This window comes from Tessaracoccus massiliensis (genome assembly GCF_000826065.2).
Lineage (GTDB): Bacteria > Actinomycetota > Actinomycetes > Propionibacteriales > Propionibacteriaceae > Arachnia > Arachnia massiliensis_A.
The window spans coordinates 398,851-420,710 of the sequence record NZ_LN623543.1 but is presented as its reverse complement, the minus strand read 5'-3'; the positions used below and the strand labels follow the sequence as shown (position 1 = coordinate 420,710).

21 protein-coding genes and 4 tRNA genes are annotated in these 21,860 nt (G+C 67.4%); 14 read left to right on the top strand and 11 right to left on the bottom strand.

Features of this window, described 5'->3' with window-relative positions; translation table 11 throughout:
- Nucleotides 1-476: 476 nt before the first annotated feature.
- Nucleotides 477-1,457 carry a septation protein SepH gene (sepH, locus tag BN1186_RS12475; protein WP_040284352.1) on the bottom strand — a complete coding sequence of 327 codons (981 nt, stop codon included), beginning with the start codon at nt 1,455-1,457 and terminating at the stop codon, nt 477-479.
- A 182-nt stretch (nt 1,458-1,639) separates the two neighbouring features.
- On the opposite strand from sepH, the gene BN1186_RS12470 reads away from it, so the two are divergent.
- Entirely contained in the window at nt 1,640-1,936 is a 297-nt protein-coding gene (locus BN1186_RS12470) for a DUF4193 domain-containing protein (RefSeq protein WP_040284351.1), read from the top strand.
- Between the two features lie 3 nt (nt 1,937-1,939).
- Here the strand turns inward: BN1186_RS12470 and BN1186_RS12465 are convergent, their stop codons facing one another.
- Nucleotides 1,940-2,230: a DUF4235 domain-containing protein gene (locus tag BN1186_RS12465; protein ID WP_040284350.1), complete on the bottom strand. Its 291-nt coding sequence runs from the start codon at nt 2,228-2,230 to the stop codon at nt 1,940-1,942.
- A 62-nt stretch (nt 2,231-2,292) separates the two neighbouring features.
- Here BN1186_RS12465 and BN1186_RS12460 point away from each other — a divergent pair, with 62 nt between their 5' ends.
- From BN1186_RS12460 to BN1186_RS12445, 4 genes are read left to right on the top strand one after another with little or no spacing between them, the layout of a single operon-like run.
- Nucleotides 2,293-2,736, top strand: a complete 444-nt coding sequence (locus BN1186_RS12460; RefSeq protein ID WP_040284349.1) for a DUF3093 domain-containing protein — start codon at nt 2,293-2,295, stop codon at nt 2,734-2,736.
- Nucleotides 2,733-3,170 (top strand): dUTP diphosphatase, encoded by a 438-nt coding sequence (dut, locus tag BN1186_RS12455; protein WP_040284348.1) that lies wholly within the window; start codon nt 2,733-2,735, stop codon nt 3,168-3,170. The genes BN1186_RS12460 and dut overlap by 4 nt, the downstream gene beginning before the upstream one ends.
- A gap of 17 nt (nt 3,171-3,187) precedes the next feature.
- The gene (locus BN1186_RS12450; protein ID WP_052460136.1) at nt 3,188-3,922 is read left to right on the top strand and encodes a DUF3710 domain-containing protein; all 735 of its coding nucleotides are present in this window, start codon (nt 3,188-3,190) and stop codon (nt 3,920-3,922) included.
- Nucleotides 3,923-3,925: 3 nt separating this feature from the next.
- Nucleotides 3,926-4,282: an OB-fold nucleic acid binding domain-containing protein gene (locus BN1186_RS12445; RefSeq protein WP_040284347.1), complete on the top strand. Its 357-nt coding sequence runs from the start codon at nt 3,926-3,928 to the stop codon at nt 4,280-4,282.
- Here the strand turns inward: BN1186_RS12445 and BN1186_RS12440 are convergent.
- Together BN1186_RS12440 and BN1186_RS12435 are read right to left on the bottom strand one after the other, a co-directional pair.
- Nucleotides 4,272-4,988, bottom strand: coding sequence for a potassium channel family protein (locus tag BN1186_RS12440; RefSeq protein WP_052460134.1), 717 nt, complete (start codon nt 4,986-4,988; stop codon nt 4,272-4,274). The two genes, BN1186_RS12445 and BN1186_RS12440, sit on opposite strands and share 11 nt — an antisense overlap.
- 11 nt (nt 4,989-4,999) lie before the next feature.
- Nucleotides 5,000-5,647, bottom strand: coding sequence for a potassium channel family protein (locus BN1186_RS12435; RefSeq protein WP_052460133.1), 648 nt, complete (start codon nt 5,645-5,647; stop codon nt 5,000-5,002).
- 106 nt (nt 5,648-5,753) lie between these two features.
- Between BN1186_RS12435 and BN1186_RS12430 the strand changes: the two genes are divergently transcribed.
- The 4 genes from BN1186_RS12430 to BN1186_RS12415 all read left to right on the top strand — a co-directional run bounded on the left by BN1186_RS12430 (nt 5,754) and on the right by BN1186_RS12415 (nt 14,428).
- Nucleotides 5,754-7,748, top strand: a complete 1,995-nt coding sequence (locus BN1186_RS12430) for an APC family permease (RefSeq protein WP_040284345.1) — start codon at nt 5,754-5,756, stop codon at nt 7,746-7,748.
- Nucleotides 7,745-8,875 carry a class I SAM-dependent RNA methyltransferase gene (locus BN1186_RS12425; RefSeq protein ID WP_040284344.1) on the top strand — a complete coding sequence of 377 codons (1,131 nt, stop codon included), beginning with the start codon at nt 7,745-7,747 and terminating at the stop codon, nt 8,873-8,875. Before BN1186_RS12430 ends, BN1186_RS12425 begins: the two co-directional genes overlap by 4 nt.
- A 113-nt stretch (nt 8,876-8,988) precedes the next feature.
- Complete coding sequence (gene acnA / locus BN1186_RS12420; protein ID WP_040284343.1) at nt 8,989-11,802, top strand: aconitate hydratase; 2,814 nt, start codon at nt 8,989-8,991, stop codon at nt 11,800-11,802.
- A 160-nt stretch (nt 11,803-11,962) separates the two neighbouring features.
- Nucleotides 11,963-14,428 carry a LamG-like jellyroll fold domain-containing protein gene (locus tag BN1186_RS12415; RefSeq protein ID WP_052460132.1) on the top strand — a complete coding sequence of 822 codons (2,466 nt, stop codon included), beginning with the start codon at nt 11,963-11,965 and terminating at the stop codon, nt 14,426-14,428.
- 59 nt (nt 14,429-14,487) lie between these two features.
- Here the strand turns inward: BN1186_RS12415 and BN1186_RS12410 are convergent, their stop codons facing one another.
- Nucleotides 14,488-14,943, bottom strand: a complete 456-nt coding sequence (locus BN1186_RS12410) for an acetyl-CoA hydrolase/transferase C-terminal domain-containing protein (RefSeq protein ID WP_218975476.1) — start codon at nt 14,941-14,943, stop codon at nt 14,488-14,490.
- A 256-nt stretch (nt 14,944-15,199) separates the two neighbouring features.
- Here BN1186_RS12410 and BN1186_RS12405 point away from each other — a divergent pair, with 256 nt between their 5' ends.
- Nucleotides 15,200-15,589 carry a hypothetical protein gene (locus BN1186_RS12405; protein WP_040284341.1) on the top strand — a complete coding sequence of 130 codons (390 nt, stop codon included), beginning with the start codon at nt 15,200-15,202 and terminating at the stop codon, nt 15,587-15,589.
- Between the two features lie 55 nt (nt 15,590-15,644).
- Nucleotides 15,645-17,567 (top strand): 1-deoxy-D-xylulose-5-phosphate synthase, encoded by a 1,923-nt coding sequence (gene dxs / locus BN1186_RS12400; protein ID WP_040284340.1) that lies wholly within the window; start codon nt 15,645-15,647, stop codon nt 17,565-17,567.
- Here dxs and BN1186_RS12395 read toward each other — a convergent pair.
- From BN1186_RS12395 to BN1186_RS12375, 5 genes are all read right to left on the bottom strand, one after another.
- A complete protein-coding gene (locus BN1186_RS12395; protein WP_052460131.1) occupies nt 17,558-18,769 on the bottom strand; it encodes an HRDC domain-containing protein in 1,212 nt (403 codons plus the stop codon). The two genes, dxs and BN1186_RS12395, sit on opposite strands and share 10 nt — an antisense overlap.
- Nucleotides 18,766-19,350, bottom strand: a complete 585-nt coding sequence (locus BN1186_RS12390) for a DUF3000 domain-containing protein (RefSeq protein WP_040284339.1) — start codon at nt 19,348-19,350, stop codon at nt 18,766-18,768. Before BN1186_RS12390 ends, BN1186_RS12395 begins: the two co-directional genes overlap by 4 nt.
- Nucleotides 19,351-19,410: 60 nt before the next feature.
- Nucleotides 19,411-19,827, bottom strand: a complete 417-nt coding sequence (gene msrB / locus BN1186_RS12385) for a peptide-methionine (R)-S-oxide reductase MsrB (RefSeq protein ID WP_040284338.1) — start codon at nt 19,825-19,827, stop codon at nt 19,411-19,413.
- Between the two features lie 32 nt (nt 19,828-19,859).
- A complete protein-coding gene (locus BN1186_RS12380) occupies nt 19,860-20,633 on the bottom strand; it encodes a sirohydrochlorin chelatase (RefSeq protein ID WP_074437034.1) in 774 nt (257 codons plus the stop codon).
- Between the two features lie 58 nt (nt 20,634-20,691).
- Nucleotides 20,692-20,763 (bottom strand) — tRNA-Val (locus BN1186_RS12375).
- A 282-nt stretch (nt 20,764-21,045) separates the two neighbouring features.
- Here BN1186_RS12375 and BN1186_RS12370 point away from each other — a divergent pair.
- The 3 genes from BN1186_RS12370 to BN1186_RS12360 all read left to right on the top strand — a co-directional run bounded on the left by BN1186_RS12370 (nt 21,046) and on the right by BN1186_RS12360 (nt 21,313).
- A tRNA-Gly gene (locus BN1186_RS12370) sits at nt 21,046-21,118 on the top strand.
- Nucleotides 21,119-21,166: 48 nt separating this feature from the next.
- Nucleotides 21,167-21,237, top strand: a tRNA-Cys gene (locus BN1186_RS12365).
- 1 nt (nt 21,238) lies between these two features.
- A tRNA-Val gene (locus BN1186_RS12360) sits at nt 21,239-21,313 on the top strand.
- Between the two features lie 180 nt (nt 21,314-21,493).
- On the opposite strand, the gene BN1186_RS12355 is transcribed toward BN1186_RS12360, so the two are convergent.
- Nucleotides 21,494-21,832 carry a HipA domain-containing protein gene (locus BN1186_RS12355; RefSeq protein WP_139651099.1) on the bottom strand — a complete coding sequence of 113 codons (339 nt, stop codon included), beginning with the start codon at nt 21,830-21,832 and terminating at the stop codon, nt 21,494-21,496.
- Nucleotides 21,833-21,860 lie beyond the last annotated feature (28 nt).

The following is a 21,860-nucleotide window of genomic DNA, read 5'->3' as shown; positions in this document are numbered from 1 at the left end:
CCTGAAGCGTCCCCAGCACCTGAATGAAGGTGCTGGGGGCGTTCCTTGTGATGGAGGTGACAGCTCGGCAGTGCTTCTCCGGCACCGGACCCCACCCAGGTCCCTGGTTGCCCGACAACGCCACCTGACAGCAACGCACCCCGACACCGGACACTCCGGCAACAAGGACCCCAATGGTTTCGGCATCGAGCCCCAAGAGCAGGAGCGTTGAAGCCGAGGGTGGGGGATGAAGGACGCGCGTTTCGAGGCCACGCCGGGATGTCACAACTGAAGGTCGCGATGCATGCGCACGGGTAACACTCGCGTCCTTCTTCCTCCGGCTTCGGCGGAGCAGACCCGTAGTGGTGGGGTGTCGGATCGGCTGCAGGGCCCTTTGCTTCGACCTGTCCGGCGCTTCGCGATGGAACAGGCTCAGCACAAGCGTCGTGCTCGGCTCCTTCGTCGCGGGGCACGCTCAGGGACAGGAACGGAGGCTGCTACTTCGTGGGGCCGCCGAACATGATCTCGTCCCAGCTGGGGACCTTCGCGCGGCGACGCTTCCGCGGGGGCTTCACCGGCTCTTCGGCGGCTTCCACGAGCGGTTCCTGTACAGGCTCCTCGGCCTCAACCGGCTCCGGTTCCGGCTCTGCACGATCCTCAAGGACGGTGGTGTCCTCCTCGTCGGCCGCGTCCTTCTCCGGCGCCGCTTGCGCCTCGGGTGTCTCGTCGGTCATCTCGACCTCGACGATCTCGAGCTCTTCGACAACCTCGATCTCCTCGAAGCCCTCGGGTTCGGCACTAGCAGGGGCCTGCTCGTCATCCTCAGCTTCATCGAGGATGCCGGTGTAGATCCGCACGGAATCCTCACTGATGCCACTGAGCATGTCGTAGAGGCTGTCGAGCTCCGAGGTGTCCTCGTTGCTCTCGTGCATCAACTCTGAGGCGGGCACCTCGTCGCCGGGATGCGACTCCTCGGGCTGCTGCGTGGCCCGCACCAGGGCGAGCTCGTCGTGGAAGTCGACGGTGTTCTCATCCTCCGGGGCAGCGTCGCGCGGCTCTTCGCCGATCATCCAGCGGGCATCTGCATTGTCGGCCACGGAGAATCGGCCCTTCGCGTCGAAGACGAACTCGGCCTCGCGGGCCTCGGCCTCAACGTCCGAGGCCAGCCGGGCGATGACGCGCCACTTCAGATCCGGTTGGCGCCAGGCGTCCCACTGCACATCGTCTGCGTCGATGCTCCTCGACCGGAGCCGCGCGGCGATGAGTTCGCCCAGGCGGCGATGCGTGCCGGCCTCCCCGCGGCGACGGATGGTGGCCTTCTGCGCCGACAGCGCCACGTGCTCGCGTTCGGCCAGCACGGGGCCGGCGAAGGCCTCGAGGCGGTCGGCAGACATTCCTGTCTCGGACACCAGATCCTCGATGGAGGCGCCCGCGCGGATGCGGGTCTGGATCTCCCGTGGGGTCAGAGAGTTGTCCATGTGGCTCCTCGTGAGTCTGGCTGGTGTTTCCATCACAACTTACCAGCGTCGGCGTGCCGTCAGCGGGAGGCTGCGCTGGTCAGCGCGTGGCCCGGCCCGGCGCGGTGCGTGACCCGGTATACCGCGGCGCTGCGAGATGTGATACACATAGCGCGATCGTGGCAACGAAAGGACACCAACGGATGGCAACGGATTACGACGCTCCCCGTAAGACCGACGAGGAGATGAGCGAGGATTCGCTCGAAGAGTTGAAGTCGCGCCGGGCGGATAAGAACTCCGGCAAGGTGGATGAAGACGAGGTGGAGGCGGCCGAATCGTTCGAGCTGCCGGGCGCGGACCTCTCCCATGAGGAGTTGACGGTGCGCGTGCTGCCCCGGCAGTCGAACGAGTTCACCTGCGCGTCGTGCTTCCTGGTGAAGGCACGCCCCCAGTTGGCTGAGGAGAAGAACGGACAGTTCTACTGCGTGGACTGTGTCTGAGCCTCAGGTCAGCTTGGAACGCAGGTTCCCGGGGCCGGTGTGGTTGTAATTGGCCATCCAGCGCTGCTGCACGAACCGGTTCATGACCAACTGCGTCATGCCCACACCCAGGCCGCTGGCGCCCGCCCAGATGAGCGCGTGCGTCAGCGGCACCTCCGGATCGTTCGGATCCGGGGGAGCGTCGCCCGTGGAGGCCTCCCAGAGCTTGGTGACCAACTTCTGAGCCACGATCGTGGTGACGGCACCGATCGCTCCCGCGTAGATCTTCCACATGATCTTCTCGGTCATAGCCATGGGGTTTCCTTTCATTGTCGACCAGTTCCATCCCCATTATGCCCACCGGTTAAGGTGTCACGGTGACCTACTCGGAACGTCTGCAGATCCCCTTGTGGTGGGCCGTGATCGGCCTGCTGTTCGTTGCCAGCGTCGGCGTGGCGGTGATCGCCTACCTCGAGTTGTGGATGGCAGTGACCATCATCGCGCTGACGTTCGTGGGGGTGGCTCTCGGGCTGGTGGCGTACAGCGCTACGCGGCTCACCGTGGACGGGGAGACATTCACAGCCGGCAGGTACCGCCTCGAGCGCCGCTACATCGGCGCCGTGACGCCCTTCGAGGGTGACGACGCCCGTGCGGCGCAGGGTCCCGGCGCTGACCGCACTGAGTTCCTTTTCACCAGGCCGTTCATCTCGGGGCTGGTCCGCATCGAACTCGACGACGCCGCTGACCCGCACTCCGCCTGGCTCGTCAGCACCCGAAGGCCGCAGGAACTGACCGCAGCGCTCACCGGAGATGCGCGATGAGGATCGAGACCGTTGCGGAAACCGGACAGTTGCCCGCCTATGCGCACACTGGCGACGCCGGAGCCGATCTGCGGGCGTCGCACGACGTCGTGCTGGAGCCGGGGGAGCGTGTGCTGGTGGGCACGGGTGTCGCGGTCGCCATCCCGGATGGCCACGTCGGGCTGGTCACGCCCCGCTCGGGCCTCGCCGCGCGGGCAGGGCTGAGCGTCGTCAACTCGCCCGGCGTGATCGATGCCGGATACCGCGGCGAGATCAAGGTGTGCCTCATCAACCTCGACCCCCACGAACCCATCCGGTTGTCGGCGGGCGACCGCATCGCGCAACTGCTGATCATGCCGGTGGTACGCGCCACATTCGTCGCGGTGGACGGACTTGATGAGACTTCACGCGGGGCCGGTGGGTATGGTTCCACTGGTGGGTTCACCCGCACCTAGACCAGAAGGAAGATTCTGTGATTTTCGGACGTAAGAAGCGCGCCGCCGTCGAGGACGAGGGGGCACAAGTCTCCGCCGAGAGCCTCGAGGCGAACGACGAAGCCGCCGAGGAGACGCCCGAGCCCTCCTCCATCGAGGAGCAGGCCGCGCTGTGGGACGCGGAGTTCAACCGCGACTGGGGCCCCTTCGACATCGAGGAGGTCGACCTCGAGGCTGACGCGGATGAGGTACAGCGACTCGATCTCGGCACTCTGGTGCTGACCCCCTTCGAGGGCATGACGCTGCAGCTTCAGGTCAACAAGGACACCAACAAGGTGCAGTCGCTGTTGGTGGGCGACGGCCAGTCCGCGCTGGAGGTGGGCGTGTTCGCCGGCCCCGCCAAGTCCTCCATGGTGGGCGAGATCCGCTCCGAGATCATCCGCGCGACGCAGCAGCAGAAGGGCCGCATCCAGTTGGTGAAGGGCCCCTTCGGCACCGAGGTGCGCCGCGCCATGCCCGTGACGGACCCTAACGGCAACCCCGCCATGCACGTCTCGCGCACCTGGCTCGTCGCCGGCCCCGGCTGGGTGCTGCGTGGCGTCCTGCTCGGCAAGGCCAGTTTCGAGCCGCAGAACTCCGAGGCGCAGGTGGCTCTGGAGGAGTTCTTCAGCAACCTCGTCGTGCGCCGCGGCACAGCCCCGGCCGCGCCGGGCAGCCTGCTTGCCATGACGGTGCCCGAGCAGGCGCAGCAGCAGGCCCAGGCGGAAGGCTGAGCCATGGTCCGCCCGTCGCTCCTTGAGCGGCTTCGACGACTCATGACCCCCGTCGAAGAGTTGGAGGCCACCGAGTTGCGGCAGCGCGCCGCAGATGTCGGTGCGCATCCCCTGGCCTCCTGCGAACCCCGCAGCCGCGTGATCCTGCGCGGCGAGATCGTCTCGATCACCTCCGACGCCAAGAACGGCTGGCTCGAGGCGGAGGTCAACGACGGTTCAGGCACCGTCCGGCTCATCTGGATGGGCCGCAGCCGCCTCGAGTGCCTGATGCCGGGGCGCCACATCCGCGTGGCGGGCCGCCTGGCGGAAGAGGACAGCAGCCCGGTGATCTACAACCCCGATTTCGAGGTCATCCCTTAGGCAGGTCCCCCTGGTAGGGGTCGCCCTCGCCCTCTGGGTTCGCACCGGCTTCCGGGTCGAAGAGTTCAGCCAGGTCGGGCTCCGAGTCCTGGGTCACGAGGAACAGCAGTTCGTCGCCGGCCTCGAAGGCACGGTCGCGTTCCGGAGACAGCGGCGCGCCGTCGCGGACGATCGCCACGATCACCACGTCGCCCGGCAGGCCCGTGTCCCGGATCCGGCGCCCGATGAACCGTGAACCCGCAGGCAGGCGCACCTCGGCCAGGTGCGTGGTGGACTTGTTGAAGGTCAACAGCCGCACCAGGTCCCCAGTGGAGACGGCCTCCTCCACCAGTGCAGACATGAGACGCGGGGTGGACACGGCCACGTCGACGCCCCACTGGTCGTCGAACATCCATTCATTGCCCGGGTGGTTGACTCGGCCGACGGTGCGGGGGACGCCGAACTCCGTCTTCGCCAGGAGGGAGTGAACCAGGTTGGCCTTGTCGTCGCCCGTGGCGGCGATGGCCACGTCGAAGCGATCCAGTTCGGCCTCCTCCAGGGAACTCAGCTCGCAGGCATCGGCCTCCAGCCAGGACGCGCCGGGCACGGCGTCGTGGTTGATGGCCGAGCGGTCCTTCTCGATGAGCAGCACCTGATGGCCGTTGGCGGTCAGTTCGCGGGCGATGGAACGTCCGACGTTCCCGGCTCCGGCGATGGATACGCGCATCGGGGCTCCTGTCAGTTCCTGGCCGGGGGAGCGGCGAAGAGGGTTTCGAGATCGTCGATGCGATCGGTGTAGCAGGCCACGTAGATCAGGTCCCCGTCCTGGTAGATGGTCTCCCGGTTCGGGACGAGTCCGCGGCCGACACGGAGCACGAATGGGATGGGTGCATCGGCGACGGCGGACAGTTCAGTGATCCGGCTCCCCACCCACCCGTTGTGCACATGGATCTGCATGAGGCGCGCATCGCCGGTGGGGTCCGACCAGATCGGCTGGCTGCCGGAGGGGAGCAGCCGACGCAGCATCTGCGTGACCGTCCACTTGACGGTGGCCACCGTGGGGATGCCGAGCCGTTCGAACACCTCCGCGCGCCCCTGGTCGTAGATGCGGGCCACCACGTTCTCGACGTGGTAGATCTCGCGCACCACGCGTGCGGAGAGGATGTTGGAGTTGTCGCCCGAGCTGACCGCCGCGAACGCGTCTGCACGCCGGATGCCGGCGGCCTCCAGCACCTCGCGGTCGAAGCCGACGCCCTCCACGGTGATGCCCTTGAAATCGGTGCCCAGACGACGGAAGGCATCCGGATCCTGGTCGATGACGGCCACGCTGTGGCCTCGCTTCTCCAGGCTCGTGGCGAGCATCGCTCCGACACGGCCACAGCCCATGATGACTAGGTGCACCCTGACTCCTCCGGGGCTCAAAAGATCCGTGTGACGAAGATAGCACCAGCGCACCTGTGACATTGGGGCCCAACAGGTCTACCTTGAGCGTGTGAACGTGCTTTCGGCTCTCAAGCGCATGGTGGTGGGCAGGCGGCTGTCCAACACCCAGATGGGCGAGACGCTGCTCCCCAAACGCATCGCGTTGCCGGTGTTCGCCTCGGACGCGCTGAGCTCCGTGGCCTACGCCCCGGACGAGATCCTCATCACCCTGTCGCTAGCGGGCATGGCCGGCTTCCTGTTCTCCTGGAAGATCGGCGTCGCAGTGGCTGTGGTGGTCGCCGTCGTGGTGATGTCGTACCGCCAGACGGTGCACGCCTACCCCAGCGGGGGCGGCGACTACGAGGTCGCACGGGAGAACCTGGGCCGCCACGCCGGGCTGACCGTCGCGTCGGCGCTCATGGTCGACTACGTGCTGACCGTGGCGGTGTCCGTCTCCGCCGGCGTCATCAACGCCAAGGCCATGGCGCCGTTCCTGCACGGCTACGAGGCGTGGACGGCGGTGGGCGTGATCATCCTGCTCACCCTGGTGAACCTGCGCGGCACCCGGGAATCCGGCGCGGCGTTCGCGATCCCCACCTACGTGTTCATGCTCTCGATGCTGTCGATGGTCGGCGTGGGCCTCATCCGCATTCTCGGGTTGGGGCAGGAGCTCAGGTCTGAGACCGCCGACCTCATCGTCGTGCGGCCCGACGGGGCCGAGGAGCTCGCAGGGTGGGCGCTCATCGCGATCCTGGCCAGGGCCTTCTCCTCCGGCTGTGCCGCCCTGACCGGTGTCGAGGCCATCAGCAACGGCGTGCCGTCGTTCCAGCCGCCGAAGAGCCGCAACGCCGCCAAGGTGCTGGGGCTGCTGGGGGGCATCGCCATCGCGTCCCTGCTGGGCATCATCGCGTTGGCCAACCTCACCAACGTGCACCTCATCGACGAGCTCACCGGCACCCACTACGTCGACGGCGACGGCAACACCATCCACACCGCGGCCACCACGGTGGTGGGCCAATTGGGGCGGGTGGTGTTCATGGACTGGTTCCCGCCGGGGTTCTACATCCTGATCACCGCGACCATGCTGATCCTGTTCCTCGCCGCCAACACCGCCTTCAACGGCTTCCCGTCGCTGGCGTCCATCCTGGCCAAGGATGGCTACCTGCCCCGCCAGCTGCACACCCGCGGCGACCGGTTGGCCTACTCCAACGGCATCGTGGCGCTCTCCCTGGGCGCGATCGGGCTGGTACTGGCGTTCAACGCCTCTGTCACGGCACTGATCCAGCTGTACGTGGTGGGCGTGTTCATCTCGTTCACCCTGGGGCAGCTGGGCATGGTGCGGCACTGGACCACCAGGCTGGCTACTGAGACGGACCCGGTGGAGCGGCGCCAGATGCGTCGCAGCCGCGTGATCAACGTCATCGGCTCGGCGCTCTGCGGCGTCGTGCTGATCGTGGTGCTGGTCTCGAAATTCACCCACGGCGCCTACCTCGCCCTGGTGGTGATGGGGCTGATCTTCGTGGTCATGTTGGCCATCTCGAAGCACTACCATTCGGTGGCCCGCGAGTTGGAACTCAGTCCGGAGTCGGATCGCGCGCTGCCCAGCCGGGTGCGCGGCGTCGTGCTCGTGCAGCAGGTGAACCTGCCCACCGCCAAGGCGATCGCGTTCGCCCGCGCCACCCGGCCCACGACGTTGACGGCGGTGACGGTGGCGGTCGACGACGACGAGGTGGAACAGATCCTCGGGGAGTGGGAGGCCGAGGACTTCGGCATCCCGCTGAAGGTGATCGCCTCCCCTTACCGCGAGATCACCAACCCGTTCATCCGCTACGTCGGCCAACTACGCACCGAGAATCCCCGGGATGTCGTCAGCGTCTACATCCCCGAGTACGTTGTGGGGCACTGGTGGGAGCAACTGCTCCACAACCAGACGGCCCTGTTGATCCGTACCCGCCTGCACTTCATGCAGGGCGTGATGGTCACCTCTGTGCCGTATCAGCTGCGCAGCTCCGGGCGGCGCAAGGACCTGGCACGGAAGGTGTCGGAAACGAGGGTGCGCCGATGATTTCGGAGATGGTGTTGGAGCGCGTGGCGCACGGCGGAATTGTGGTGGGCCGGCTCCATGGGAAGGTGGTTTTCACCACCGGTGGCCTGCCGGGGGAGCGGGTGCTGGTGGAGATCACCGAACGGGGCAAGCGCTTCGACCGCGGGCGTGTGACGGAGGTGCTGGACGCCGCCGCCGGCCGCGTGCCGCCGCCGTGCCCCATCGCCGGACGCTGCGGGGGCTGCGACTGGCAGCACGCCGACGCAGCGACCCAGCTGGATCTGAAGACGGCGGTGGTCGCCGAACAACTCGAGCGTCTCGCTGGCATCCGATGGGAGGGCACCGTCGAGGAGGTGCCCGGTGGGCTCCTCGACTGGCGCACCAGGGTGCGCTACGCCGTCGACGACGACGGCACCGTGGGCTTCCGGGCCCGCCGTTCGCACGAGATCGTGCCGCTACCCGAGCAGGGCTGCCTCATCGCGGCGCCCGGACCCTCGGTCGCGGAGTTGGAGGCGGCCGCGGAGCCTGGCGTCGACCTGGAGGTCACGGTGGCCGACCGCAGCGTCACGCTCACCAGCGGCCGCCGGGTCGTGGGCCCGGATCCGGTGCAGCAGAAGGTGCTGGACCGTACCTATACCGTCGCCGCCACCGGGTTCTGGCAGGTCCACCCGGCGGCCGCCGAGACGCTGAGCCGCGCGGTGTTGGACGGGCTCGATCCGCAGCCCGAGGAGCGCGCTCTTGACCTGTACTGCGGCGTCGGGCTGTTCGCCGGGGCGCTCGCCGACGCAGGGTGCCTGGTGCTGGGGGTGGAATCCGGCCGTGGCGCGGTGGACCTGGCTCGACGCAACGTGCCCGAGGCCGAGTTCCTGGCGCGGCCCGTTGAGCGGTCAGATCGGGACATGCCCGGATGGGCCGATCTCGTGGTGCTGGACCCTCCGAGGAAGGGCGCGGGGGCTGCGGTGGTGCGCAGCATCGCCGCCCGCGAACCGCGCGCGATCGCGTACGTGGCCTGCGACCCGGCGGCCCTGGCACGCGATCTGGCCACCTTCGCCGAGGTCGGCTATGTCCCCACCTCCATCAGGGGCTTCGACTTGTTTCCGATGACGCAGCACATCGAGTGCGTGGCGATCCTCCACCGGGCCGGTTGAGGCCGGGCGAACCCCCTAGGATGGGCCTTGGACGGCGACGTCGCCGCGCGGACCTGAATTGTGCGGTATCTTGACATCAAGATAAACTGGCGTCAGCCAAGTTAAGGAGAAGGATGAGCGTCAACAGTTTCGGGGCCAAGGCGAGCCTCGACGTCAACGGCACCTCGTACGAGATCTTCCGGCTCGACTCCGTGCCGGGCTCCGAGAAGTTGCCCTTCAGCCTCAAGGTGCTCCTGGAGAACCTGCTGCGCACCGAGGACGGTGCCAACATCACCAAGGAGGACATCGAGTTCCTGGGCAACTGGGACCCCACGGCTGAGCCCGATCACGAGATCCAGTTCACGCCCGCGCGCGTGATCATGCAGGACTTCACCGGCGTGCCCTGCGTGGTCGACCTGGCCACGATGCGCCAGGCCGTCGTCGACCTGGGCGGGGATCCGTCCAAGGTCAACCCGCTCTCGCCCGCCGAGCTGGTCATCGACCACTCCGTCATCGCAGACGTGTTCGGCACTCCCGAGGCGTTCCAGCAGAACACCGACATCGAGTACAAGCGCAACCGTGAGCGCTACCAGTTCCTGCGCTGGGGCCAGACGGCCTTCGACAACTTCAGCGTCGTGCCCCCGGGCACCGGCATCGTCCACCAGGTCAACATCGAGCACCTCGCACGTGTGATCTTCCCGCGCGAGGTCGACGGTGTGCTGCAGGCCTACCCCGACACCTGCGTCGGCACCGACTCGCACACCACCATGGTCAACGGCCTGGGGGTCGTGGGCTGGGGCGTCGGCGGCATCGAGGCTGAGGCGGCCATGCTGGGCCAGCCGGTCTCCATGCTCATCCCGCGGGTGGTGGGCTTCAAGCTCACCGGCAAGCTCAACGAGGGCACCACCGCGACGGATCTCGTGCTCACCATCACCGAGATGCTGCGCGAGCACAAGGTGGTCGGCAAGTTCGTCGAGTTCTACGGCGAGGGCGTCTCCGAGGTGCCGCTGGCCAACCGCGCCACCATCGGCAACATGAGCCCCGAGTACGGCTCCACCATCGCCGTGTTCCCCATCGATGAGAAGACCACGGAGTACATGCGCCTGACCGGCCGCAGCGAGGAGCAACTCGCCCTGGTCGAGGCCTATGCCAGGGAGCAGGGCCTCTGGCACAACACCGAGGCCGAGCCCGTCTACTCGGAGTACATCGAACTGGACCTGTCCACCGTCGTACCGTCGATCGCCGGCCCGCGCCGTCCGCAGGACCGGATCCGCCTCGACGAGTCCAAGACGGCCTTCCGTCAGGCGTTGGTCAGCTACGCAGGCGAGCCCGACAAGCAGTACGAGGGCTACGACAAGGACGTGAAGCAGACGATGGATGCTTCCGACCCCATCAAGACGACCCCCGGCGACATCGATGATTCCCCGGCACCGCGTCACCAGGGTGGCGGATCCGCGCCGGCCCGCGTCGAGAAGAAGGTGCCGATCAAGCTGGCAGACGGCCAGGAGTTCGAGGTCGACCACGGCTCCGTCGCCATCGCCTCCATCACGTCGTGCACCAACACCTCGAACCCCAGCGTCATGATCGGCGCGGCGCTGGTGGCCAAGAAGGCTGTGGAGAAGGGTCTGACGCGCAAGCCGTGGGTCAAGACCTCGCTGGCCCCCGGCTCCCAGGTCGTGACCGACTACTACGACAAGGCCGGTCTGACGCAGTACCTCGACGCGGTCGGTTTCAACCTCGTCGGTTACGGCTGCGTGACCTGCATCGGCAACTCCGGCCCGCTCATCCCGGAGATCTCGCAGGCCGTCAACGACAACGACCTCGCCGTGACGGCAGTCCTCTCGGGCAACCGCAACTTCGAGGGTCGCATCAGCCCCGACGTGAAGATGAACTACCTCGCCAGCCCCATGCTGGTCATCGTCTACGCGCTGGCCGGCACCATGGACATCGACCTGTTCAACGACCCCATCGGTCAGGACCAGGACGGCAATGACGTGTTCATGGCAGACATCTGGCCCACGCAGGCTGAGATCGAGGAGGTCGTCGGCTCGTCGATCTCCGCGGAGATGTTCTCGTCGCGCTACGCGGATGTGTTCAGCGGCGACGAGCGGTGGCGCTCGCTGCCCACGCCGGAGGGCGACACCTTCGAATGGGCCGACGACTCCACCTACGTGCGCAAGCCCCCGTACTTCGAGGGCATGCCCACCGAACCCGCACCGGTGGAGGACGTCTCCGGCGCCCGGGTGCTGCTGAAGCTGGGCGACTCGGTCACCACGGACCACATCTCCCCGGCCGGCTCCATCAAGGCTGACTCGCCCGCGGGCAAGTACCTGTCGGAGAACGGCGTGGAGCGTCGCGACTTCAACTCCTACGGCTCGCGCCGTGGCAACCACGAGGTCATGATCCGCGGCACGTTCGCCAACATCCGCCTGCGCAACCAGATCGCCCCCGGCACCGAGGGCGGCTTCACGCGCGACTTCACCCAGGCCGACGCCCCGGTCACCACCGTCTACGACGCGGCCGTCAACTACGCCGAACAGGGCACCCCGCTCGTCGTTCTGACGGGCAAGGAGTATGGCTCCGGCTCCTCGCGTGACTGGGCCGCCAAGGGCACCGCCCTCCTGGGCGTCAAGGTGGTCATCGCCGAGAGCTACGAGCGGATCCACCGCTCCAACCTCATCGGCATGGGTGTGCTGCCCCTGCAGTTCCCCGAGGGTGAGAGCGCCGATTCGCTGGGGCTCACCGGCGAGGAGACCTTCTCCTTCGAGGGCATCACGCAGCTCAACGACAACGTGACCCCGAAGACCGTCAAGGTCACCGCAGTGGCCCCCGATGGCAAGGAGACCGTCTTCGACGCGATCGTGCGCATCGACACCCCCGGCGAGCGCGGCTACTTCCAGCACGGCGGCATCCTGCAGTACGTGCTGCGCAACCTGGCCAAGGCCTGATCTGCGCCTCGGCCGACAGCCACGAAGGGCCGGGCCCCGTCTTCGCGACGGGGCCCGGCCCTTTTCATCTGCCCGACACCCACGGTTCACGTGTCCTTGGGGAGATGGTCACATGGCAGGAGTGAGATGGTGGCCAAACATCTGAATAAGTAGGAGCACCATGCTGTCACCACTCAAACGCCTCGTCATGGCCGTGCTGGCGATCTCCCTGATCGCCGGACTGGCCGGGGGATCGCCCGCAGCGCACGCCGAGCCCGCAGAGGCTGGGGCCCGGTTCACCCTGGGCATTCTGCCGGACACGCAGTTCTACTCCCGGTACGCGACGCAGGGGCAGGGCGACCTGTTCATGGAGCGCTATGGCTCCAACCCCTTCGCCTCCCAGACGCAGTTCTGGGCGGACCACGCCGAGGACTACAACACCCAGATGGTGCTGCATCTCGGCGATGTGGTGGACCGCGCGGGGCAGGACCAGGAATGGGAGGTCGCGGACGCCTCCATGCGGATCCTGGAGGACGCGGGCATCAACTACTCGGTCATCGGCGGCAACCACGACATGCCCTATGAGCGGTACCTGGCCGCGTTCGGTCCTGAGCGGGCGGCGCTCAATGAGACGCTCGTCGAGCGCGACGCCACGTACGGCGCGCACGAGTACCACCAGTTCACCGTCGATGGCCAGACGTTCGCCGTCCTCGCCCTGAGCTGGGGCGCGCAGGCCGATGCGCTGGCGTGGGCCGATGCCCTGCTGACGGCGCATGCGGGCGTGCCGACGATCCTCACTTCGCACCAGCTGATCAACGTTGCCCCCGACGGTGAGACCGCCGTCAGCACCGGCTTCGGGGACTGGGTCTTTGACAACCTCATCACCAGGCACGACAACGTGTTCCTGACCTTCAACGGCCACCACCACGGCGCCGCCCACCTCGAGCGCACCAACAGCTTCGGCAATCCCGTCCATCAGATCCTCATGGATCACCAGATGGCCTACATGGGCGGCAACGGCTACATGGGTCTGGTGGAGTTCGACCTGACCCACAACGTGATCTCCCAGCTCACCTTCTCCAACTGGGTCACCGAGAAGCCGGAGGCGGAACTCAATGAGTTCGACCAGCCCATCCTCGAGGGCGGCGCCCGCAGCTTCTCGATCGACTTCAACTTCGCCGAGCGCTTCCCAGGCCTTCAGGTGGGAGCCGCAGACAAGCCCTCCTACATCGCCAAGCTCCGTGCCACGTTCGACGGCTTCGCAGCGCCAGAGCCGGTCGAGTACCGCAACGCCACCGCTGACGACGACTACCCGGTCGTCGAGGGGACTGTCGCCCACTGGCGCATCCCCGTCGTCGAGGCCTCGACGGTGGCGCCGTCCGGGACCGTCATCGAGGACATCGCCGCCGGCAACGACATGACCCGCGCCCCGCTCAATGAGGGCCCGGTCACAGGAGCCCGAGAGAGCGACGTGACCTTCTCTCCGGACCATGCCCCCGGCTCGTCCAACTTCGGCTCCGTGTGCTTCGACAACGCCTCCCGCGACGGCAACGTGGCCTCCTACTTCACGACGGCCGACGGCGCGCCGGTCAACATGGAGGAGTTCGACAACGGCTTCACGTTCGAGACCTTCGTCAAGGTGGATCCCGCCTACGACAACAGTCTCAACGCCTGGATGGCCTGGCTCAGCCGTGACGGCCAGCGGGGCAACGTCGACGGCTACGTCTCATCCGAGGGGGAGGAGCCCCCGTTCGCGTGGGCGTTTTCGACGTTGCGGGAGGTGCAGTTCTCCTTCATGGAATCCCAGGGCGATCAACTACGTGACTTCTCCGCCTGGTCGGGGGAGATCGTCAACCTGGCTGACTGGATGCACATCGCCGCGGTCAACGACCCCTCGGACAGGTCCCTGACCATGTACGTCAACGGCGTCCCGGTGCTGCGCAACGTGAAGGACGCGTTGGGCGTGGGCAATGATGGGGGCCTGCCCTGGGTGCTGGGCGCCGGCTCCTATGCCGGGCAGCGCCAGAGCGGCTTCCTCGGCTGCCTGGGCGAGACCCGCCTCGTCGATCATGCGCTCGACCAGTCCGAGTGGCTGATCTCGCGGGTGCTGCCGGATCCCACGGAGGAGCCCACGCAGCCCACGGACGAGCCTACGGACGAGCCGACTGCCGCCCCGACGGATGAGCCGACCGATGAGCCCACCCAGGCGGCCACGCGGTTCGTGCCGTCCGCGCCGTACACCTTGGCGGGCCTGCACAAGAACCTCAACGGCCGCGACTGGAACACCACCTGCGAGAAGTACTCGCAGACCGAGCGGTGCCGCACCGACATCTGGGCCACCGTGGTCAAGATCGTTGACGGCCGGTTCGTCCGCGAGACCGGCTGGGCGTTCAACAACCTCACCTACCTGCCGTACATGACCCGCGCAGCCTGGGGCCAGAATCCCCTCGCCATCACGGGCGAATGGAAGGCCGAGACCGACGGCCGCAACTGGCGCACCGAGTGCGACACCCCCGCCACCGGCGGCAACGGGTGCCGCACCTACGCGGAGGTGACCGTCTACCAGGCCAGCCCGAAGACGGCCGGCGGCTACGAGTTCTCGCAGCGCAACCAGTTCGTGTTCAACAACATCGTCATGTTCCGGTGACCGGGTGATTGAGGAAGCCCGGGGCATGCGCCCCGGGCTTCCTCTCGTCCTGCTGCGTGTCAGCCTCGCATCTGGCCCGTCTCAGCCAGGTTCGTGTGGAACTCGAAGGCCGTCGCGACGTCGTGGGGGACGTGCATCGCACCGCCCTCCGCACTGGCCCGCGCCACGTACTCCTCGAGCAGCGGGCGGTAGTCCGGGTGCGCGATCGCGCGCATCTTCTGCGCCCTGTGCCTGGGCGCGAGCCCGCGCAGATCCGCGTAGCCGCACTCCGTGATGACCACCATCGCGTCGTGGTGAACTTCGACTCCAACGTCAGCTATGCCCTCGAGGTCAGGCGACTGCCAGTTGTTGACCTCGACGATGATATGGCTCGCATGGTCCAGGTGCTCCACGTTGTTGCCGACGCCTGACGACAGCACCAAGTGCCCCTCTTCCGTGATGCGGGCGGCCGCCATGACGGCGAAGTCCAAGGTGCCGTAGAAGCCCTCGGTCACCTGCTTCGAGGAGTGCGACAAGTGGGAGTCCGGTAGCGCATGGCCCCGGCGTTGATCGTGTTGCGCATGGCCGGATCGGATTGATAGGGCATGCGGAACCTGATGGCCTCGGCGGCGGCCAGGACGCCGTCGCAGTCAGGGGCCTGTCGGCGGATTCTGGAGGGGCGTTCGGTCACGAGGGGTACCGGGCCCGGTTTGCCACCACCAGGGCCGGGTGACCGGCGGTATGTGCGCCACGCTCTCGATTTTGTCGGAGCATTGAGCTTCAATGGTTCGTATGTTCGATGAAGATGAAGTGATCAGGGTGTATGTGCCGCCGGGGTGGCCGGGCGCCGTCCGGCCGCCGGGTTCGAACGGGTGGGAGAAGACCGCCGAATCGTTCCTGCTGGATTGTTGCCCGTCGGAGTATCGCGGTTACCAGGTGCTGCGTCGGCATCCGGTGGTGCTGGCGCGGATGGCGCGCGAGTTCGTCGCCTCGCAACTGGTGGCCACGCGCAGCGGCCTGGCAGGGGTGCGCACGTCGCTGTCCGGAGTGGTGGACGCGGGCACGGTGGATCAGGCGGCGGTCGTGCTGCAGCAGGAGGAGGCCCGTCTGGTGCGGGTGGCGAGGGGAGTGGAGTTGGTGGAGCAGGCGCTGCGCGACGTGCGTTTCACGCCCCGGCTATGAGGCGTGACTGCGGGTTTGCCCGGCGGCATGGTGTGGAGGGCATACTATTGAGCGCATGCCCATGCTGGATTCTGTGCGCAGCCCCCAAGACCTCCGTGCGATGTCGAGGAAGCAGTTGCTGCAGTTGGCCGAGGAGATCCGCCGGTTCCTGATCACCAATGTCAGCCGCACCGGCGGCCACCTGGGCCCCAACCTGGGTGTGGTGGAGTTGACCATGGCGATCCACAAGGTCTTCGATTCGCCATCGGATCCCATCATCTTCGACACGGGGCACCAGAGTTACGTGCACAAGATCCTCACCGGCAGAGCAGACCGTTTCGACACGCTGCGCCAGCAGGAGGGCATCTCCGGATACCCGGAGCCAGACGAGTCCCCCCACGATTGGGTGCGCAACTCGCACGCCTCCTCGGCGCTCTCCTGGGCAGAGGGGCTGGCCAAGGGCTTCCGGCTCAAGGGCGAGGAGCGCACCGTCGTCGCAGTGGTGGGTGACGGCGCCCTCACCGGCGGCATGGCGTGGGAGGCACTGAACAACATCGCCGACGCAGGAGACCTGCGCCTGGTGATCATTGTCAACGACAACGGGCGGTCCTACACGCCCACGGTGGGAGGCCTGGCCAACCATCTCGCGGGCCTGCGCGTCGACCACCGTTATGAGAAGACGCTCAGCCTCATCAAGCGCACCGTCATGCGGATCCCGTTCCTCGGCCGTCCCGCCTACGACCTCATGCACGGCTTCAAGACCGGCGTCAAGGATGTCATCGCGCCTCAGACGATGTTCTCCGACATCGGCATCAAGTACACCGGCCCCATCGACGGCCACGACATCGCCGCGCTCACCAACCACTTGGAGCAGGCGCGTCAGTTCGGCGGCCCCGTTATCGTGCACTGCGTCACCAGAAAGGGGCGCGGTTTCCAGGCGGCGGAGGAGAACGAGGAGGATCGCTTCCACGCCGTCGGCAAGATCAACGAGTTCACCGGTGAGCCGCTCTCCGCCGCGGTGCAGGCCACCTGGACCGATGCGTTCGCCGAGGAGATCGTGCAACTGGGGCAGCGCCGTCCGGATCTGGTGGCCGTCACGGCCGCGATGCTCAACCCTGTGGGCCTGGGCCGGTTCGCAGCGGCCTTCCCGGAGCGGATCTTCGACGTCGGCATCGCCGAGCAGCACGCCATCGTGTCGGCGGCAGGCATGGCGCGTGCGGGCATGCGGCCCGTGGTGGCGTTGTACGCCACGTTCCTCAACCGCGCCTTCGACCAGGTGTTGATGGATGCGGCGCTCCACGATGCGGGCATCACGATCGTCCTGGATCGCGCCGGGGTCACGGGCACAGATGGCCCCAGCCACAACGGCATGTGGGACATGACACTGCTGGGGATCGTGCCCGGCCTGCAACTCGCCGCCCCCCGGGACCAGGCGCGCCTCGTGGCGGCGCTGGAGCGCGCGGTCGACGTGGAGGATGCGGTCACCGTCGTGCGGTACTCCAAGGAACGCATCCCGGACGAGATGCCCGAGATCGCCCACGTCGGCAAGGGGCTCTCCAGGGTGGACGTGCTGCGCCGCCCGGAGGACGCCAAGGTGCTCGTCGTGGGCTACGGACAGTTCGTGGGTGCCGCGTTGGACCTTGCGGAGCGGCTCGAGGATCAGGGCGTCGCGGCCGCAGTGGTCGATCCGCTCTGGGCGCTGCCGGTCAGCCCTGACCTCGTCGAGTTGACCCGCGGCTACGACCTGGTGGTCACGATGGAGGACAACCTCGTCGACGGCGGCGCGGGGCAGCGGCTGGCGTCGACGATGGCGGACGCGGGCGTGCCTGCGAGGGTGCGCAACTTCGGCATCCCGAAGCAGTTCCTCACCCACGGCTCCCGCGACCAGGTGCTGGACCGGATCGGCCTGACCGCGGCCGCGGCAGCGATGGACGTGCTCGGCAAGCTCCTCACGCAGGATGTGGACGCGCCCACGACACGGGGTTCGGTTCAGGCCTGACCCAGCGCCTCGGCGATGGCCGGGGCCAGGAAATCCGCCTGCCACGGCCGCGCGCCCAGCTCCACCAGGAGCTCATGGGAGACCTCGGCGTGGTGGAACAGCGCCTCGTGCAGCACCGCTGGAGGTGCGATGAGGCTCGCCTGTAGGCCACCGAGGTCGCAGGCCAACTCGTCGATCACGGGCCGCACCGCGGCCCACCGTGCGGCCGCCTCGGGGTTCGCCTTGTCCCACGAGCGGGGGTGGGGAACGCCGTCGGAGCGGACCCGCTTGGGCGGATACTGCTTCGGCGACATCTTCCGGACCCGCTCCAGCGCCGCCAACCACTTGCCCACGTAGCGCTGGCCTGGCTGGCTGGCGAACCCTGGCAGGCCGCGCACGTCATCCTCGGTGGGCACCGCGTCGCGCGCCACTTGAGCCACGGCGAGGATGGCCGAATCGTGCAGAATCCAGCTGGGTGGCCGGTCGCGGCGCTGCGCCACGTCGTCGCGGGCCAGCCACAGCTCGCGTGCCACGGCGTACTGCAGCGGGGTGCGCAGCCCGGTGAGCCCACTGAGCCGACGCCACGGATCATCCTTCGGCTGCTGCGGCACGCTGTAGCGGGCGAGCATGTCGTCGTTCTCCTGCGCTGACCACTCCTCGCGGCCTGCGAGCACCAGGTGGGTGGCGAGCACGGTGGACAGCTCGAGCAGATAGTCGACATCCAGTGCGGCGTAGATCAGCCAGGGTTCGGGCAGCGGCCGGCGCGACCAGTTGTCCGCGGAGTGTGCCTTCCTCAACTTGATGCCCAACTCGGCCTCGAGGAGGGCGCCGAGGGAGGCTCCAGGCTTGGCCAGAAGCCGTGCGGCCAGTTCGGTGTCGAAGATGCGCGGGGGGACGATGTTGATCTCCTGCATGCACGGCAGGTCCTGCGTGGCAGCGTGCACGATCCAGGTGGCGCTGCCGCAGGCGTCGACCAGGGCACTGAGGTCCGCCCGCTCACGGCCGTTCTCGAAGGCGACGGGATCGATCAGCCAGGTGCCTGCGCCCTCGCGCCTGATCTGCAGGAGGTAGGCCTTCGCCCAGTAGCGATGCCCGTGGGCGCGCTCGGTGTCGAACGCCACGGGTCCCCGGGCGGCGCGCAGGGAGGCGAGGCATTCGTCGAGTAGTTCAGGGGTGTCGACGACCGGGCGCAGTGGCTCCCGGCTGGTGGTCACGTAGGTCATGGGCGGCGGCCCACCGGGAGGCTGGAGACGCCGGGTGGGAGCGGCGGTTCGCCCGCGACCTGGCCCAGGAGGTCCTGCCAGGCGGCGAGATGCGGGGTGAGGGGGTTGGCGGCATCGAGGCGGGGTGTCCAGGACGAGCGCAACTCGACGTCGGCGCGGTCCGGGTCCTGGACCATCTCACCGAAGCCCCGGCCGTAGGAGGCGGTGACCGTGCCGGCGAGGGCGGTGGCGTCGCAGCCGTGGCTCTCGAGCGCCTCGGTGAACCAGGACCAGGCGACGTCGGGGAGCAGCGGATCCGTGACCATCTCCAGGTCCACCTCCGCCCGCACGTAGGTCACCAGCCGGAACGTGCCGCCCCAGGCGTCGTTGCCGGCCGGGTCGTGGAGCAGGATGAGCCTGCCGGTGGCCAGCGGCTCGTCGTCGGCCATCAACTCCGCGGCCAGCGCCACCGAATAGGGGGCGATGCGCTGCGGAGAGCCGATCTCGTCGGCGACGATGCCGTTGCGCCAGCGCATGTCCGCCAGTTCCTGCAGGGCTCGCGCGAACGGCTCTGGTGTGAGACTGGTGACTTTGGCTGGCACGCAGACACTCTAAGCGCGCCACCGCGCGATGTGGCGGTGGCGCGCCGTGCGAGCTCCAGCTCAGCCGCGTCGCAGGTTCAGTGAGACCGAGTTGATGCAGTAGCGCAGGTCCGTGGGGGTCTCGTAGCCCTCGCCCTCGAACACGTGGCCCAGATGGCCGTCGCAGTGGGCGCAGCGCACTTCGGTGCGGGGACGGCCCGGGATGGAGGTGTCCTTGAGGTAGCGGACGCGATCCTCAGCCAGCGGGGCGAAGAAGCTGGGCCACCCGCAGTTCGAGTGGAACTTCTGGGTGCTGCGGAACAGTTCTGTGCCGCAACCCTTGCACTCGTAGACGCCTTCGTCCTCGGTGTCGGTGTACTCGCCGGTGAAGGGCATCTCGGTGCCGGCCTGGCGCAGCACGTGGTACTCCATCTGGCTGAGTTGCTGGCGCCACTCGTCATCTGGCTTGATGAGCTTGGGGACGAAACTGTCTGTCATGGGCTCGATGATAATCGGCCCCGACAAGCAGGTCAGGATTCTTCGCCCTCCAGGACGTGATCCGAGAGCTGGGTGGGGGTGCCGTCGAGAAGTTCCATGGCGCCGAACGCGTAGCGCGCCAGGATGAGCTGGCGCAGGTGGGGTGTCTGGCCGATGGGGGAGGTCACGGCGATGGCCCCGGCGCGTAGCGCGGCGTGGGCGTGGTTGTGGTACTCCGGTGTGGCGGTGAGGTAGATGCTGCCGACGGCGATGTGGCGGCGGCCCTGGGACCGCAGCGAGGCCACGGCCGAAGCGGTGGCGCGCCCGCTGCCCTCCTCGACGGCCAGCTGAACGGGGATGCGGTGGTGCGCGGACCACTGGCGTGCCCTGCGCGCGAGGAGCGAGGAGCCACGGAGGTCGCCGCCAGCGGGGGCGGTGAGGATCAGCCCGTCGATCTCCAGTGCCCCGCCACGGTGCAGCGCCTCGCGGACGCGTTCGTCGAGGATGTTGAGCAGTTCGCTGGCGGGGCCGACGGGGCGGCTGACGGCCAGGTGGATGTCGGGGGAGCGATGGAAGCTGTCGATCAGTGCGTGGTGCTCGGCGGCCGAGACCAGGTCGAGTGGCACGAGCACGGCTTCGGCGACGGCATCGTCGACCAGCGTCGCGATCACGTCCTCGAGCTTGGGTTCGGCACCACCGACCCGTCCGAGGCTGATGCGCAGATCCGGGCGTGCCCCGCGCAGATCCGCAGCGATGGCTTCGAGGGAGGCGTTCACAGTGTCGTCGTCGGGGCCATCGGCCACGAGAACGATAGCTGGAGCTGTCATCGCCTCATTCCTGTCGGGGGCCCTCGAGGGGCGTCGACCTCGGCAAGCCCCACTAGAGTGGGCGATGGCGGTTTCGAACCGCCGACCTCTTCGGTGTGAACGAAGCGCGCTACCACTGCGCCAATCGCCCTAGCGAGGAGAAACTCTAGCGGATCGGATTCGGGAATGCGAACCGGGGTCGTCGGCCATGGTTGCGTCCGTGAGCAATTGGATGGGGTCACGGGCCCTAGGGGCCACTTTCGCCGGCGTGTCGCGCCGTGACCCCATCCAATTGCTCACGGGGATCTGGGCCCGCGGTTGCTGGGGTTTTGGGGTCTCGGCGCCCCCGATTTGATCTTTGCGGGATCCATGGTCTAATGTTCTCAACGCGCCGAACGCAGCAGCCCGAGAGGGAAGCGGCAGGAGACGCAAGGCGGACGTGGCTCAGTTGGTAGAGCATCACCTTGCCAAGGTGAGGGTCGCGAGTTCGAATCTCGTCGTCCGCTCGGAGATATGGTCTCTCCCATCCCATATGGGGAGGTAAACCTCCACCCGGTGGAGTGGCCGAGAGGCGAGGCAACGGACTGCAAATCCGTGTACACGGGTTCAAATCCCGTCTCCACCTCGGGCGGTTGGCGCAGTGGTAGCGCGCTTCCTTGACACGGAAGAGGTCGCCAGTTCAAACCTGGCATCGCCCACCAACAACAGAACACGCCAAACAGCCCCCTAGTGGGGCTGTTTTCGTTGTGTGCCTTCGTCCCTTCAGCCCTGCACCTGCCGCGAAAACGCTGCCTGGCATGGGTCGTGCCCACCACGGTCTTTCAACCCCTGCAAGTAGGGGGCTGTTGCTCGACGTTACTGTCAGAGTGACGACGGGATTCTCAGATGGATGCTGGCTGACGGCAGGATGCGGCTGTCACAGATCCTTTGGGGGAATGGAACCTGCCGTGTGAACCGCGATACACCGTGAATTTTCCCTGCGCACCACCAAGCGACCATGCCTCGTCGGCAATCATCCACCCTGGTTCGTCGCGGCGCAGATTGCGGACACGGCGCGCGAAACCTTCGTGGTTGAGCGGTTCGTAGTGTCCGGCGTGCTGGCGGATCTCCTCTTTGCTGCGGGCGACCTGGACTGCGCCGGGTAGGTCGAGTCCGAGGGCTCCGAAGCGACTGGCAATACGGCGACGCACGTCGGTAGAGGCCAGCAGTAGCCCCTGCATCCAGGCGACGGTGGCTCGTTGTGGTTGC